The organism is Acinetobacter sp. M5A5_2a (assembly GCF_053345265.1).
Map to the genome: position 1 here is coordinate 13887 of NZ_JBKEZV010000018.1, position 16013 is coordinate 29899.

General features: G+C 39.4%; 17 protein-coding genes. 8 read left to right on the forward strand and 9 right to left on the reverse strand.

Annotated elements, in window-relative coordinates:
- The first annotated feature begins 3 nt into the window (after positions 1 to 3).
- The 6 genes from ACLBWE_RS18895 to ACLBWE_RS18920 all read left to right on the forward strand — a co-directional run bounded on the left by ACLBWE_RS18895 (position 4) and on the right by ACLBWE_RS18920 (position 3838).
- Positions 4 to 435, forward strand: coding sequence for a ClpXP protease specificity-enhancing factor (locus ACLBWE_RS18895; protein ID WP_004638692.1), 432 nt, complete (start codon positions 4 to 6; stop codon positions 433 to 435).
- A gap of 17 nt (positions 436 to 452) precedes the next feature.
- Positions 453 to 1109 carry a hypothetical protein gene (locus ACLBWE_RS18900; protein ID WP_447604255.1) on the forward strand — a complete coding sequence of 219 codons (657 nt, stop codon included), beginning with the start codon at positions 453 to 455 and terminating at the stop codon, positions 1107 to 1109.
- Between the two features lie 339 nt (positions 1110 to 1448).
- A complete protein-coding gene (locus tag ACLBWE_RS18905) occupies positions 1449 to 1808 on the forward strand; it encodes a hypothetical protein (RefSeq protein WP_017387724.1) in 360 nt (119 codons plus the stop codon).
- A gap of 83 nt (positions 1809 to 1891) precedes the next feature.
- Entirely contained in the window at positions 1892 to 2857 is a 966-nt protein-coding gene (locus ACLBWE_RS18910; protein WP_447604256.1) for a hypothetical protein, read from the forward strand.
- Positions 2858 to 2865: 8 nt separating this feature from the next.
- Positions 2866 to 3426: a GTP-binding protein gene (locus tag ACLBWE_RS18915; protein ID WP_447604257.1), complete on the forward strand. Its 561-nt coding sequence runs from the start codon at positions 2866 to 2868 to the stop codon at positions 3424 to 3426.
- Positions 3419 to 3838, forward strand: a complete 420-nt coding sequence (locus tag ACLBWE_RS18920) for a roadblock/LC7 domain-containing protein (protein ID WP_017387727.1) — start codon at positions 3419 to 3421, stop codon at positions 3836 to 3838. The genes ACLBWE_RS18915 and ACLBWE_RS18920 overlap by 8 nt, the downstream gene beginning before the upstream one ends.
- Positions 3839 to 3887: 49 nt before the next feature.
- Here the strand turns inward: ACLBWE_RS18920 and ACLBWE_RS18925 are convergent, their stop codons facing one another.
- Genes ACLBWE_RS18925 through ACLBWE_RS18950 form a run of 6 tightly spaced genes read right to left on the reverse strand, consistent with a single transcriptional unit; the run spans position 3888 to position 12260 of the window.
- Positions 3888 to 5828 (reverse strand): acetyl/propionyl/methylcrotonyl-CoA carboxylase subunit alpha, encoded by a 1941-nt coding sequence (locus ACLBWE_RS18925; protein ID WP_447604258.1) that lies wholly within the window; start codon positions 5826 to 5828, stop codon positions 3888 to 3890.
- Between the two features lie 18 nt (positions 5829 to 5846).
- Entirely contained in the window at positions 5847 to 6683 is an 837-nt protein-coding gene (locus ACLBWE_RS18930) for an enoyl-CoA hydratase/isomerase family protein (protein WP_447604259.1), read from the reverse strand.
- A gap of 15 nt (positions 6684 to 6698) precedes the next feature.
- Entirely contained in the window at positions 6699 to 7856 is a 1158-nt protein-coding gene (locus tag ACLBWE_RS18935) for an acyl-CoA dehydrogenase family protein (protein WP_447604260.1), read from the reverse strand.
- A gap of 42 nt (positions 7857 to 7898) precedes the next feature.
- Positions 7899 to 9512 (reverse strand): acyl-CoA carboxylase subunit beta, encoded by a 1614-nt coding sequence (locus ACLBWE_RS18940; RefSeq protein WP_447604261.1) that lies wholly within the window; start codon positions 9510 to 9512, stop codon positions 7899 to 7901.
- Positions 9513 to 9522: 10 nt separating this feature from the next.
- Positions 9523 to 10434 carry an SDR family oxidoreductase gene (locus ACLBWE_RS18945; protein ID WP_447604262.1) on the reverse strand — a complete coding sequence of 304 codons (912 nt, stop codon included), beginning with the start codon at positions 10432 to 10434 and terminating at the stop codon, positions 9523 to 9525.
- A 20-nt stretch (positions 10435 to 10454) separates the two neighbouring features.
- Complete coding sequence (locus ACLBWE_RS18950; RefSeq protein ID WP_447604263.1) at positions 10455 to 12260, reverse strand: acyclic terpene utilization AtuA family protein; 1806 nt, start codon at positions 12258 to 12260, stop codon at positions 10455 to 10457.
- 187 nt (positions 12261 to 12447) lie between these two features.
- On the opposite strand from ACLBWE_RS18950, the gene ACLBWE_RS18955 reads away from it, so the two are divergent.
- Both ACLBWE_RS18955 and ACLBWE_RS18960 read left to right on the forward strand, forming a co-directional pair.
- Positions 12448 to 13047 (forward strand): TetR family transcriptional regulator, encoded by a 600-nt coding sequence (locus ACLBWE_RS18955; RefSeq protein ID WP_447604264.1) that lies wholly within the window; start codon positions 12448 to 12450, stop codon positions 13045 to 13047.
- Positions 13044 to 13544, forward strand: coding sequence for a GNAT family N-acetyltransferase (locus ACLBWE_RS18960; protein ID WP_447604265.1), 501 nt, complete (start codon positions 13044 to 13046; stop codon positions 13542 to 13544). Before ACLBWE_RS18955 ends, ACLBWE_RS18960 begins: the two co-directional genes overlap by 4 nt.
- A 45-nt stretch (positions 13545 to 13589) precedes the next feature.
- Here the strand turns inward: ACLBWE_RS18960 and ACLBWE_RS18965 are convergent, their stop codons facing one another.
- From ACLBWE_RS18965 to ACLBWE_RS18975, 3 genes are all read right to left on the reverse strand, one after another.
- The gene (locus tag ACLBWE_RS18965; RefSeq protein WP_447604267.1) at positions 13590 to 14753 is read right to left on the reverse strand and encodes an acyl-CoA dehydrogenase family protein; all 1164 of its coding nucleotides are present in this window, start codon (positions 14751 to 14753) and stop codon (positions 13590 to 13592) included.
- A gap of 136 nt (positions 14754 to 14889) precedes the next feature.
- Entirely contained in the window at positions 14890 to 15453 is a 564-nt protein-coding gene (locus tag ACLBWE_RS18970) for a DUF4256 domain-containing protein (protein ID WP_447604268.1), read from the reverse strand.
- A 20-nt stretch (positions 15454 to 15473) separates the two neighbouring features.
- On the reverse strand, positions 15474 to 15824 hold the full coding sequence (locus ACLBWE_RS18975; RefSeq protein WP_347019467.1) for a GFA family protein: 351 nt from the start codon (positions 15822 to 15824) through the stop codon (positions 15474 to 15476).
- Positions 15825 to 16013 lie beyond the last annotated feature (189 nt).

A 16013-nucleotide genomic window follows, 5' to 3' on the forward strand; every position in this document is an offset into this window, starting at 1 on the left:
GATATGTCTGAGCAACCTATTGATTTAACCCCTACACGTCCTTATCTTGCTCGTGCAATCTATGAATGGATTTGTGATAACCAGCTTACTCCTTATCTATTAGTGGATGCGACACAGCCACATACAGATGTTCCACAGCAATTTGTTAAAGATGGGCAGATCGTTTTAAATATCGTACCTCATGCTGTTCATCAACTTCTTATTGCTAATGAAGCCATTACTTTTTCTGCCCGTTTCGGGGGGGCATCGAAAGACATTTATGTACCTATTCAAGCAGTTTTAGGTATTTATGCACGTGAGAATGGGCAAGGTTTATTCTTTGATCCTGAAGAATATGCCAATGTAGCGCCTGTAGAAAATATAGCAGAGCCAGAAGTACAAGAAGCTGAAACAACATCAACCAAGAAAAAACCAACGTTAAGAATTTTAGATTAAATTTAGAGGAAGAAAGCATGGCATTTGATTTAGTCCAATACTTTGCTGAGCAGATAAAAATTCAAAAGCCTCAGCTTTTAAATCAATATCCAGTTAATGAAAAAAATAAACTGATTGATGAAGTGAATATTCTTACGCTTGGAAAACTGATTAGTTTATGGCGCCAAGATGACAATAAGATTTATCATGAAATTAAAGCTGCAGATCCACTTTATATTCAGGAAGTTGCTCGCCATTTAACAACTTCTAAGCATAACCAGTCAACTTTAAAAAATTCAGAATTAGAACAGAGTATTTCTGAAATTTTAACTTTGCAATTGGCAGAACTTAACCAGCTCGATGAAACAGGTGGTTTTGGGCATAATGGTCTAAAAGAATTAATTTTAGGTCAAGTCGAACATTTATCAGGTCAGGCAGAAGATTGGGTTTGGTCAACAAACCATCTAAATGAATTAATTGGTTCTAAACCTGTGGAACAAGAAGAGCTATCATTGGATACAACAATGAAGGAGTTCAACCAAATGGTTCACCAAGCCCAACCTCATCATGATGACTTGCATATTGAAGAACAAGCTGCCGAAATTTCTGTACCAACATGGTCAAAGATTATTGCCCCTGTCATTGCTTTAGCAATTTTGGGCTACCTCTATTGTATTTATACACAGCTCGTTTAGTTTGATCATTGTTATAAAAAGGGGAATTTGTTATTCCCCTTTTTTTGATTAAAATTAGCATATTTTATTAATCAATATTGTATTAATATTCTATTACAATTGTTTTATCTAAATTTAAAAATATATAATGTAAACCGCAACACAGTATTAAAAGTATAATGTAAAAGTAATCTTATAATATTTTTTATAATCTGACATTTTCCGTCACTTATTCCCCAAAACTAAAACTTCACACGTTATTTGATTGATTGACTTCAAATTGTGCAGAAATATAATGAATTTCAACTACTTTTAGGAAAAAGTAGTAAATATAATTTTAGAATCCTGAGAGATAAAAACATGGCTAAACTTTCTTTAGATAGCTTAACTGAAATTGATGGTTTTATTGCTTCTGCACTTGTTGATTCAGAAAGCGGTTTATCACTTGCAACACAAGGTGGTGGGGAAATTGATTTAGAATTGGCTGCTGCTGGAAACACGGAAGTAGTTCGCGCAAAGCGAAATATCGCCAATGCATTGAAATTAAATGATAATATTGAAGATATTTTAATTACCTTAGGTAAGGCTTACCACTTAATTCGACCTCTAGAAAGTAATAATAATTTGTTCCTTTACTTAGTGCTTGATCGTACTAAATCGAATTTGGCCATGGCTCGCCATGAGTTGAAGTCATTTGAAAAAGAGCTAGACTTTAGCTAATTAATCTAAGATGTGCTTTTTATATTTATTATAAAAAGCACATTAAAACTACTATCTTATTCAATAAAATTTAATGTGATACTATGGATAGGCATTGCATAAATATTGCAACTTCTGGTTTAAGTTCAAAAGTTTCAGATGAATTAAAAATACTAATCAGGAATTTTATATCTAATCAATACGGTATTAATTGGGTTAATATTTCAAGCGATCATATTGATCTATTATTAATTAACGAAAATTTTTTTGACTCTGACAATATTCAAAATATTCTTCAAAAGAAAAAGTTTCCTTATTTAAAAATTAGTAAAACTCCTTCAAAAAATGGATATCAAGTTTATGAACATACTCTGTATCTGCCACTAGAAAAAGTAGAACCTTTATTAGAGTGGCTACAAAAAAATCTATTATCATTTTTAAATCAAAATAGTGTTGCGATAGTTCCAGATTTATCTACTGAGCTTCTCATTATTGATGAGGAATTTATAAGAAATTTACATAGTCCAGAAAATACTAAATTACATTTATTTGATGATAAAGGCACTCTAGCTATTATTGATAACAGAGCTCAAATTGCTTGGATAGAACCCTCTCGTCAAAAAGCACATACCAATATGAGCTTTAACTTTGCTTTTGCTAAAACATCTGATTTTACTAAGGTTTCTCGTAAAAAAAGTTATTGCTTACAAGACTGGCTATGGAACCTAATTTGGTGTTCAAAAGAATTTGAAAATTTAGCTTCAGTTGATGGTTACTTCAAAATCGATTATTGGCCACAGCCCTACCAAAAAGAATATAGAAAAGTGAGTCTACAACTCTCCGCATGTTTTATACAGGGTGCAAAAATTACTGATGTTGCTAAACAACTCAACTTATCAATCGACGATGTCTTACGCTTCGTTACGGCTTGTGTAATGGCAAATAACGGAAGATTTGTTTCTGCGAATAAATGCTCTTACGCACCAAGCTCTCATTTAGAAAATTCAAATATAGACAATCATTTTTTTAAAAACTTTATAGGGAAGATTAGACGGCGTTTTGGTCTTTAGGGAACATTATGATTATACAGCAATATAAAATTGTCTTTGCAGGCAGCATGGGGGCTGGAAAAACAGAAGCGATTAAATCGTTATCTGAGATTCCAATTCTGGAAACAGAAGCATTCAATACCGATGTACAAAGTCACCAGAAAACCCAGACTACTGTAGGTATTGATTATGGTGAAATTACTCTAGATGATGGAATCAAAATTGGATTATATGGAACACCTGGACAAAGCCGTTTTGATTTTATCTGGTCGGTCATTTGTGAAGGTGCTATCGGTATTATTTTATTATTAGATCATAATAGTCCGAACTCAATTGACGAACTAAATCACTACTTAAAAACCTTTAAAAATTATAATGATAATATTGCGATTGGTATTACTCATATTGATGAAAATAAAGAATCCTCACTTCAGCAATATCGTAATTGGATAAAAGCAAATGAACTGCCTTATCCCTTATTCTTCATTGATGCGCGAGAGCAAGAACAAATTTTAATGATGGTTGAGTCATTAATTGCCTCACTTGAAGTTAAGGTCGGGTCAGTACCACAGGGGAATAATCATGCTTAGTATTCCAACTCAAAAACGGACAGCACCAACGCAATTGCTACAACTCGCAAAAAGTGAAGCTCATACTATTTTGATGAATACACGCGGTGTAGATTTCGTGATGATTTGCTCTTCAGATGGTTTTGAATTAGCAACAGTGAGCCATAAAAACTACCACAATACCACTAAATTGGCGGCTGTCAGCAGTTCAATTTTAGCAATGGTGACTGCATTTTTAAAAGAAATTCAACTCACAGGCTGTAATAACATCACTCTAGACGCAGATAATGGCAAAGCCATTTTGACAGCTATTCCTGCTGTTCATCACCCAATGGTCATGGTCACCTTAAGTAATAAAGAGGTTCTTTTGGGACAACTACTGTATAGCCTGAAAAAAGCAAGCCAGATCATTGCCGAGGCTGATGGAGAATAGATTATGATTCTCCACTAAAAAATACCGCTCATATAGAGCGGTATTTTTATTAAATTTGAATACTAAATAGCATTTGCCGTTTTTTTACTTGTTGCCCTTGCTGTCCTAAAATATCTTCAACTATACCATCGACATCAGATCTAATCTGTTGCTGGATCTTCATAGCTTCAAGTACCAGTAAGGTTTGCCCTTTCACGACTTGATCACCTTTATTAACCAAGATATTGATCACAGCGCCATCCATAGGTGCACGAATTTTACCATCTCCCGCAACATCAGCCGTTTCTGGAGCGGCATAAGTCACGTTGCGAATTGCAACATTGCCATTATCTCGATCTAAATAAAGCTGATCGCCGTCTAAAACATATTGAACACGGCGGCGTATACCATCAACAACATAGGTCAGTTGCTCTACCGTTTTCTCAATGACTTCAATACAAACAGTTTGATCACAGAGCTGTACCGTGAACGCGTTATTTACAGATGAAAGCTGTAACTGGATTTGCTGATCGTCATATTTTAGTTTTAAGGGTAATGGAACACCAAGTCCAGTTTGCCACACCGCAGTACTTTTACTTTGGCTAAATAATGCCGCTGCAATAGCCAAGGTTTCTAAAGATAAAACCTGAGAGTGTAAGCTGCTGTCATCTTGAAAATGCTGTTGAATGAATGCGGTATTGGTATCACCAGCGACAACGACTGGATGACGTAATAAATTGACCAAGAATTGTTTATTGCTGCTTACACCAAGCAATACACTATCATCTACAGCACGAGCCAGCAGACGAATCGCATCCTCTCGAGTTTTACCATATGCAATCACTTTAGCCACCATCGGGTCATAGAAAGGGCTAACTTCATCTGTTGCTAACATGCCATGATCAATTCGTACATTTGGCAAGATTGTGGGCTTCCAACGTAGAACTTGACCTGTTTGCGGCAAGAAATCTTGACGTGGATCTTCAGCATACAAACGGACTTCAATTGCATGGCCCTTGATGGACAATTCATGTTGTTGCAATGGTAAATGCTCGCCATTGGCGACACGCAATTGCCATTCAACCAAATCTAATCCTGTAATAAGTTCAGTAACTGGATGCTCAACCTGCAAGCGTGTATTCATTTCTAGAAAATAGAATTCACCCGATGCATCAAGCAAAAACTCAACAGTTCCCGCGCCTACATAAGCACATGCTTTGGCAGCCGCAACAGCTGCCTCTCCCATTTGCTGACGCAGTTCGGGTGTCATGACTGGACAGGGTGCTTCCTCTACAACCTTTTGGTGACGGCGTTGAATCGAACAATCACGCTCGAACAAATACACATAATTGCCATGCGTATCACCAAAAACTTGAATTTCAACATGGCGCGGCGCAATCACTGCTTTTTCTAAAATAAGCTCACCTGAACCAAATGCATTTTCAGCCTCTGAACGTGCAGTGCGTAAAGCCTCTACAAGCTCGGAGGACTGCTGAACCAAACGCATACCCCGACCACCACCGCCAGCAGAAGCTTTCACCATAATTGGAAAACCAATCTGCTCTGCTTGTGTAGCCAAATATTCAAGGTCTTGACGGTCTCCCTCGTAGCCCGGCACACAAGGTACACCTGCCTCAATCATGGCAATTTTTGAAAGTCGTTTACTTCCCATCAACTCAATTGCAGAGGCTGTCGGACCAATAAAAGTGATTTGGTTATCGATACAGGCCTGAGCAAAATCAGTATTTTCTGACAAAAAGCCATAACCTGGGTGTACAGCATCCGCGCCTGTTTTTTTGCAAGCTTCTATAATTTTGGTAATTGAAAGATAAGATTCAGATACTTTAGAAGCTCCAATATAAACTGCTTCATCAGCTTCTTGCACATGGCGAGCATTACGGTCTGCATCGGAATAGACCGCCACAGTTTGATAACCCATTGCCTTTGCTGTCTGCATGACCCTAACTGCTATTTCACCACGATTGGCAACCAGTACTTTTGAAAATTTCATTGTTTTTATCCTTATCTTTTATTGCTCATCGGCCCAATTCGGCAACCGTTTTTGAATAAAAGCCATCGTTCCCTCTTGCCCTTCATCACCACCAACCGCTTGAGCAAACTGCTGTGCTGCATCATCAAGTAAATGATTTAATGGTTCATTGAGTGTTCGATGTAATAGTGCTTTCGTCATACGTGAAGCTTGTGGTGCAGCACGCTTAATTTGCTGAATAGTTTCCTGTAATTCCTGTTCTAGCTCTAATTCATTATGAGCAATCTGATGGACTACTCCGACACTGAGCGCCGTAGGTCCTTCAAAACGCATCCCCAACAAAGCAAGTCGTCTAGCCTGAGTTAGACCAATACGCTTCACTACAAAAGGAGCAATCTGCGCAGGAATTATTCCTAGCCCTGTTTCAGGCAATCCAAACTGGGCATTGTCACGGCTAATCGCAACATCGGAAACACATACCAGACCAAAACCACCACCTAGAACAGCCCCTTCTAAAATCACCACAACCGTCTGCGGGGCGGTTTCAACTTGCTCAAGCATGGCACCAAAACGGCGGTTAAAATCAGCATAAGGTTGTAGGCTACCGACATTGCTCGCTTCAACTCTCAAAGCTGCCATATCTTTGATATCACCACCTGCGCAGAAAGTTCCTCCTTCACCACGGATGATGACCGCACGAATCGAAAGATCATCATGAATAGCAGCAAAGACCTGTTGAATAGCATTAACCATATTCAAATTCATGGCATTACGGCTCTCTGGTCGGTTTAACCAGAGGTATAAAATACTACCGTCCTGTTCTAATTGAATGCTGTCATCAATATCTAAAGCTTGTAGAGATTTGGAAAGTGTCATGGCTTATTCCTTATTTTATTTCTGTTTTTTAGGCAGGATGTCCATCAACTTACAAATAATCCCCAGCATAATCTCATCGGCTCCACCACCAATAGACCCCAAGCGACCGTCACGGTACAGCTGAGATGCAGGGTTATCCCACATAAAGCCATTGCCACCCCAATATTGCAAACAGCTATCTGCCACTTCGCGGGTTAAACGTCCTGATTTCAGTTTTGCCATTGAAGCCAGCATGCTGACATCCTCACCGGCAATATGCTGTTCACACGCTTGGTAGGTTAATGCTTTTAGTGCTTCCACTTCAGTCATGAGTTCAGCAAAGCGGAAATGGATATATTGATTATTGATGAGTGGCTGACCAAAAGTGGTACGCTCTTTGGTATAGGTAATGGTTTTTTGAATTAACGTTTCCAATCCTCCAATCGAATTGGCACATGCCCACAGGCGCTCTTCCTGAAATTGCATCATCTGCATCATAAAGCCCATGCCTTCTGCACCGACTAAATTACGCTGTGGCACACGCACGTTATCTAAATAAACTTGTGCTGTGGTGGTTGAACGCATTCCTAATTTATTGAGCGGTTCTGAAAAACTAATGCCTTTAGTTTTTGCCGGTACAATAATCATCGATTTATTGACGTGCGGTTTATCGTCAGAAGTGTTAGCTAAAAGGCAGAAAAAGTCGGCTTGTAATGAGTTGGTAATCCACATTTTGCTGCCGTTAATCACATAATCATCACCATCTTTTTTGGCCGTAGTTTTAATTGCCGCCACATCAGAACCAGCATGAACTTCAGATACAGCAATCGATGCCACATATTCCCCAGCAATGGCTGGTGTTAAAAACTCATCACGTAATTCTTTACGACCAAAACGTGCGAGGGCTGGTGTTGCCATATCGGTTTGTACACCAATTGCTAAGGGCACGCCCCCACAAGCTGCACGGCCAATTTCTTCAGCAACCACAAGGTTATAAGAATAATCTAAAGCTAAACCACCATTTTCTTCAGGCTTACAAATCCCTAATAAACCAAGGTCACCCATCTTTTTAAATACATCATGAATGGGGAAACGACCCGCCTCTTCCCATTCTGGAATATTCGGATTTAGCTCATTTTCAACAAATTGACGAGCTGTACGGCGTAATGCTTCATGTTCGGCAGTAAATTTCATTACATTCTTCCTGATAATTTTTTTAATTGCGGTAAAATTTGCTTAAAAGCGAGACACCCCAAAACGGCTTGGATTCAATGTCCGCTGCTGTGCTTCATAAATGGTTTGTAAAAGGAAAATCAGTAATTTTCGGGTATCTCGCGGGTCAATAATGCCGTCGTCATGCAACATGGCAGTGTTGAAAAGCGCGGTAGACTGCTGCTCCAATTTCATGGTTGTACTCTGCTCCAGAAAATCGAGCATTTGTGGATTAGGCTCCTGACCTGAAGCTTTTTGCTTGCCTTCGGCCACAATACGTAAGACTTTTCCAGCCTGAGCGGCACCCATTACAGCAACATGTGAGTTCGGCCAAGCAAAAATAAAGTCTGGCGATAAACTACGTCCACACATCGCATAGTTGCCAGCTCCATACGACCCAGCCACGACAATCGAAATTTTCGGCACGGTACAATTGGCAACAGCCTGAATTAATTTTGAACCATGTTTGATAATACCGTTTTGTTCGGCATCGGTTCCTACCATAAAACCAGTGGTGTTATGCAAGAACAATAGCGGGCGCTGTGTCTGTTCACACAGGTGAATAAACTGAGCTGTTTTCGCCGCACCTTGAGGGGTAATCGGACCATTATTGGTGATAATACCGATATGTAAGCCACCAATTTTTGCCCAGCCACAAACAGTTAAATCATCATATTCCTGCTTAAATTCAAGAAAATCTGAATCATCAACAATTCGGGCTACCACCTCTTTCATATCGAATGGTTGTTTAGGATCACTTGGAATCATACCCAATAATTCATCGACATGGTAACGAGGTTCTTTATAGACTGCATCAACTGGTTTGATCTGTTCTTTCCAGTTCAGATGCTCAAAAATTTCACGTGCAAGTCGAATACCATCGGCATCATTTTCTGCCAAATATTCAGCGGTTCCAGCAATTTGAGAGTGCATTTCCGCTCCACCCAATTCCTCCGCTGTAGCAACTTCACCCGTGGCAGCCAGAAGTAACGGTGGACCTGCAAGAAGCATCTCGGTTTGTTTACGTACCGCAATGACATAATCAGAAAGCCCAGGTTGATAAGCACCACCTGCTGTCGCATTACCATGTACAACAGCCAGTTGTGGAATACCTTCTGCAGAAAGGCGTGCCTGATTGGCAAAGGTCATACCACCGTAGGTAAATACTTCTGCTGCATAATTTAAGTTAGCGCCACCACTTTCGGTTAGCGTAATCAGCGGAAGTTTTTGTTCCAAAGCAATTTTTTGCAAACGCAAAGTCTTCTGCACGCCCATGGGCGACATGGTTCCACCCTTAATTGCACTATTACTTGCAGAGACTAGGCAACGCACACCACTAACAAAACCAATGCCAGCAATCACCCCGCCCCCAGCTTCCGAGCCATCTTTATCATCATGCATGTTGTAGCCAACCAAGCCACATAACTCGATGAAAGGAGAATCAGCATCTAGCAATAACCGCACGCGTTCATGGGGCAAAATTTTGCCTTTTTTATCGAACTTTGGTTTAGCAGCGTATGATTTATCAATGCTTTTTTGCTGAATTGCACGGACCTCACTCAACTGAGTAAGTAGAGCATCTTTATTCTTTTGATACTGTTCACTACCAACAGCAATTTCGGATTGGAGAATGGTCATTCTTTATTCCTCACTCCAAGCCTGAATTATTGTTTTGCTCAGCTTTTTCAGTCTTATCTTTTTTAAAAATTTCAGGGATAAACGCACGATGGAAACCGTTATAAGATTCGCTATTTGTCGCATCACTTAGCGGATACATTCGTGTTCCCTGCGATGCTGCCCCATCAATACGTAAGGTCACACCAGAGACAAAAGCCGCAGCATCAGATAACAAATAGCAAATTGCTGATGAGACTTCCGACTCGGTTCCCATACGCTTTAGAGGTACATTGCCAGCAAGACTTGGAATAATCACCTTTGCAAAATCACCGCTATAATTGTCCATTCCAGATGAAACAATCCAACCCGGTGCTACAGCATTCACTCGAACGCCAGATTTCCCCCACTCGACCGATGCTGTTTTGGTTAAGTTATCAACCCCCGAACGTGCAGCACCTGAATGCCCCATTCCTGGCATGCCGCCCCACATATCGGCAGTCATGTTGACAATACTGCCACCATGTTTTGCCATCCATTGGTTATAAGCTTCACGCATTAAATAGAAAGTTGAATGCAGATTATTACGCACGACTGCATCAAAACCATTTGCCGAGATATTTTCTAACGCCGAAGGAAACTGACCGCCCGCATTATTAACTAAACCATCAAGCTTGCCGAACTTCTCAATCACTTCAGCAATCATATTCTTCACTTGTTCTTCTTCTCGGTTATCACACACAACAAAATGAACGAGTCCGCTATCCTCTGTAATTTCTTGGCTTACTTTTTCCAGTTTTTCAATTTTGCGTCCTGTAATTACGACTTGAGCCCCTAACGCGGCAAGCTCATGGGCAGTACAACGACCAATTCCTGAGCCGCCACCGGTCACAATAATGACTTTATTAGCAAAGGCATCAGGTCTAAAAATTGATTGATAACTCATCTTTGTTTCATCCATTCATTTTATTTTTCTAAAAGATTTGCCGGAGCTTTTACAGGCATATCCAATAATTGTTGAGCAAATGCTTTGCCTTGTGGGTCAATACGCAAGCTTGCAACACCACCACCACCCAAGGCATTTTCCAACATAAAATTCAGTGCATTTAAACCCGGTAACTCATAACGTATTACTCGCCCTTTCTCTGCATCCAAGACATGCTGCATATAGCTTGCAACAGCTTGCTCTGTGAGTGCTGCACGAACCCAAGGTAAATATTCTGCTTTACGCGCAATGACCCCAATATTGCTATGATTGCCTTTATCACCACTACGAGCATGTGCAATTTCAATTAAAGGGACTTCTACTTCATCTGCTTGATAAACTGCTGTTTCACCTGCTGCAAAGGTATTGAATTGCTGTGTAGAAATTCCTTGAGGAATCTCAACCGGATAACGTTTCCCATCAAAATCAACTTCCACATTGACCTGATTTTTATCAATTAAAAATGAAAATAACTTAATCACTGGAGATGCCTTAGGCCGTCCTCCAACGATTCCCGCTAAGGCTGGAGCCATTCCTGTTGAAGCCTGTGCAATTTCAGATGCAAAGAACATACAAGCTTCTTTAAACATGTGTTTTACAGCTATTTTGACGACTACTTCGCGGCTATTTAATGCTTGGGCATGTGCGCCATAAGTACTTTCGATTCCTAAAATTTCAACAGACTTTTCGCTAAAAGGAGGTACTGAACGCATGGCCAGCACACGCTCACATTTAGTTAAAATGGCATCGGCAATGACTTGCGCTTTTTGTGGTGCTTCACGCCCTGCGATTAGAAAACTGACTAAAACCCGATAGCCATCAGGATAAGTTGCACTCACTTTATATTGTGCTGTAGGTGCTTGTCCTGTTGCACCAGTCACACGCACTCGATGCTCGCCAACTTGTTCTAGGTGCACCTGACTAAAATCAGCAATCACATCTGGTAATAAATAGGCTTGTGGATTGCCAATTTCATACACAATTTGCTCTGCAACTGTTGCGGTAGAAACCAATCCACCTGTACCTTGCGGTTTAGTGACTACAAATGAGCCGTCCTCACTGACTTCAACCACAGGAAAACCCATATTGTCGAAGCCTTGTACTAAGCGCCAATCAGTAAAATTACCGCCTGTACATTGAGCACCACATTCGATTACATGTCCTGCCAATGAACCTTGCGCCAACTTGTCATAGTCATCGAGCGACCACTGATATTCATGAAGCAAAGGAGCAAGCACTACAGCCGAATCTACAACACGGCCAGTAATCACAATATCTGCACCAAAGTTCAAGGCATCGCGAATAGCCACCGCACCTAAATAAGCATTACTGCTCGCCACCTGATCTGGCAAAGGCTCGCTGCTAAACATTTCTTGAATATTTTGTTGTTTGAACTGTTCTTGCTTTGCTAAAAGATCATCACCCAAGACCACAGCCACTTTTAGGTTTAAACCATATTCACTAATTATTTTTTGCAAAGCATCCCGACAAGCAAGCTGATTTACCCCACCTGCATTACTAATCACCTTAATCTTTTTTTCTGCAATTTTTTTAAGTAGAGGCGCCATCACTCGGCTGACAAAATCTAAGGCATAGCCATGTTTCGGCTCTACCATTTTCGCTTTTGCCATAATCGACATCGTAATTTCTGACAAATAATCAAAAACCAAATAATCAATATCGGTTAAATGCACCAATTGAAAAGCAGCAGTATTGGTATCTCCCCAAAATCCGGAGGCGCAACCTATCTTTACGACACGCTCATCATCCTGTTGATTACTTGCCATCTTATTTCTCGTTGTTCTATTTAAAAATTAGCCTCAACATTACCAAGCAAGCGCTTGGTTTGTAAAGAGCAAAATGTTATTGTGATGTTGACCAAATCTTCCAAAATCGATGATCATTCTGAAATATGGCGAGATTTAGCAAAAAATTTCAATATTCATTTTTTATTTAAAGGATCAAACCACACGCATGATTGCTACTTCAATTGAACAGATTCCAAATATCTCTTGCTTTGATGACAGCCCACGTGGTCGTTTATTACAAGGTGCCGCGTACCTATTTCACAAGCAAGGCTATGACAAAACTACTGTCCGTGAACTAGCTCAATTTATTGGTATTCAATCAGGAAGTTTGTTCCATCACTTCAAAAGTAAAGATGACATTCTTGCCCATGTGATGGAGCAAACCATCATTTATAACCTAGCTCGTTTAGAAGATGCAGCAAATCAATCTACAGATCCAGAGCAGCAATTACGTGCCCTGATTAAAGTAGAACTCATCTCGATTACTGGAGATACTGGCGCAGCCATGGCTGTGTTGGTTTATGAATGGTTTGCCCTTTCAAAAGAAAAACAAGATTATCTTTTGAAAATGCGTAATGAATATGAGCAAATTTGGTTAGATATTATTGAAAAGTTACGTACTCAGGGCAAGATAAAGCATGATGCCTTTATTTGGCGACGTTTAGTTGGTGGAGCGATTTCATGGACGGTAACTTGGTATAAACCTGAAGGTAATGTCAAAATTGATGAACTGACCGAAATGGTTTGGGAGATGGCTTTGAAATGAATTCAGTCTATTTACGTAAGCCTCAAATAAATGACTTGGCTGAAATTAAAGAAGCTTATGAACGCAGTGTTCAATTACATCAACCGTGGACATATCCACCCTCTGACTTTCAACACTACCTAGCACAAGAACATCGTTATTTTGTTTGCTTAACCGAAAGCCATACAATTGTCGGAACTTTTAATATCTCTAATATTATCAGAGGTTATTTTCACTCGGCTTACTTAGGTTATGAAGTATTTCATCCATATCAAGGCCAAGGGTATATGAAAGAGGGTCTAAAGTTATTACTCAAAGAGGCATTTGAAAATTTAAACTTGCATAGACTTGAAGCAAACATACAACCTGAAAATATTGCTTCAATTCATCTGATTGCAAATGCAGGTTTTATCAAAGAAGGCTTTTCTCGACAATATCTTCGAGTAGGTGAAAAAGAGTGGAAAGATCATGAACGTTGGGCGATTTTAAACGAGGAATGGATTGAATCATTTGAATAAACTCATGAATGAGATGCGGTGGCACAATGACCACCTTATCAAAAATCAATAACCCAACTGCTTACTAATCAAATCTTTCATAATTTCTTCAGCGCCACCACCAATCATATTGACCTTCACTTCACGGTAAATACGTTCAGACTTAGTTCCACGCATAAACCCCATACCACCCAAAGTTTGCACAGCTGCATCAGCACAAAATTGCATAGTACGTGTAGCAACATTTTTAAGCATTGAAATTTGAGCTACGAGCTCAGGCCCTTGTAACTTCGGCTGAGTCATTTTCCATGCAGTTTCTTCAAGTAATGCCCGTGTTGAGGCCAATTGTGTCGCCATATCCACCAACTTATGACGGACTACTTGATGATCAATTAATCGCTTACCAAATGTTTTACGTTGCTGAGCCCAATCTAAAGCCTCTTCATAACACACCAATGCATAACCATAAGCCACCACACCTAAGAAAAAACGCTCCATATTAAAGTTATTCATAATTACTTTAAAACCAGCATTTTCTTTACCTAAAAGATTTGATACAGGCACTTTAACTTGGTCAAAATGCAAATGTGCTGTATCTGAAGCCCACCATCCCATTTTCTTTAAAGGTGTTTTAGTGATTCCTTCACTCTGAGCATCTATCAGCAACATCGAAATGCCTTCTGCACCTGATTTAGTCGGGTCTGTACGCACCGCAACTGTATAATAATCAGCGCGAATTCCTGAGGTGATAAAGGTTTTCTCACCAGAAACAATATAATAATCACCCTCTCGCACAGCCTTAGTCTGAAGTGCAGCAACATCTGACCCACCACTTGGTTCAGTAATGGCTAAGGCAGAAATTTTTTCACCAGAAATAATACTCGGGAGAACTCTAGCTTTTAATTCTTCACTACCAAAATGCTGAATCGGTGGTGCACCAATGGTATGTACCATCAATGAGATATGTACTCCACCAGAGCCAGCCTTCGCCATTTCGACACCAGCCAGCAATGAATAAAATGGATCAGCATCTGGAATACCACCATATTCTTCTGAAAACCCTAACCCTAATAAACCAATCTCAGCAGCTTTCTTATATAGTTCTCTTGGAAATGTCTCGACTTCATCCCATTCATTGACAAAAGGTGCCATTTCTTTTTGTACAAATCGACGAACATTATCAGCAAAGGCAATGTGTTGTTCATTATAGTAAATTGGGTTGGATTGCATTTTTAGAGATATCCTGATGTTTTTATTTAATTCCAAGGCATATCTTGGCATGTTTGGCATCAATCAAAAGTTGCAAGAATCTCCAATTTCTTGGCATAAAACATCAAACCCAATTATTCTTATTAAAATGCAAAGTCTATACTTTTAAACAGCAACGAAATCCACGAACCGCGTAATACGATTGTGCACCATTATGATAAACAAAAACACGGCCATAACGACGGTCAGCAAAAATTGCTCCATCTAATTGGCGAATCTCATCTGGAGTTGCAAGCCAACTTGATGTTTTAAGATCAAACTCGCCTAACTTTTGTAATTGATGATATTGCTCTTCTGTTAGAAGTTCGACTCCCATTTCTATAGCAATATCGATTGCATTATTTTTAGGTGGGTGATCTTTTCTAGACTCTAAAGCTTCACGATCATAACAAAGACTTCTACGGCCTTTTGGTGTCTCAGGAGAGCAATCCATAAACAAATATTCATCACTCTGCTGGTCATAAGCCACCACGTCAGGCTCTCCTCCCGTATTTTCCATTTCTTGCAATGACCATAGTTTGTCAGGAGATTTAATTAGTTTAGTCTGCACACTCGGCCATTCTATTTCTCTATGACGATGTGAATTCTTTTCAAATCTATCTTTTAGTAACTTAATCAGTGTTTCTATTTGCTTTGGAGCTAATTGCTTTTTAATTACCATTGGATAAATCCTTATATTTATTAAGCTGAACGTCCATCAAAATAATTTATTTTTATTTTTTCTAAATCCATGTCATCTATACATCGAACATTAATAGCAAAGATAGCATTACCCTTTGCATCTGTACCTTGAGCATAAGGATGAATACCACAAATTTTACAGAAATGATGGTTAATCACATGTTTGTTAAAAGTGTAATTCGCCAAATTTTCAGGGGTTTCTAAAGAAATTTTAACTTGGTTACTTGGTAAGAACCAAAGCAAAGAACCTTTCTTCTGACATATTGAACAATTGCAAGATAAAACCTCTGATAATTCTCCTTCCGCTACAAATTTAATCGAACCACAATGACAACTTCCTTGATATTTCATTTTTCTTACTCTTTACATTTCTCATGCTACTTACTTTTCCAGTTTAAAAAATAACTTTCCATATAAAAATGTAATCTAATCCTACTTAAGTTTGAATTTAAAGGCCCATATGTAGGCTTGGAAGCACATTTCTAAACCAGAACGAGCTCGAAATTTCCCCCATATATAAAAAAGGGCTCTATAAGAGTT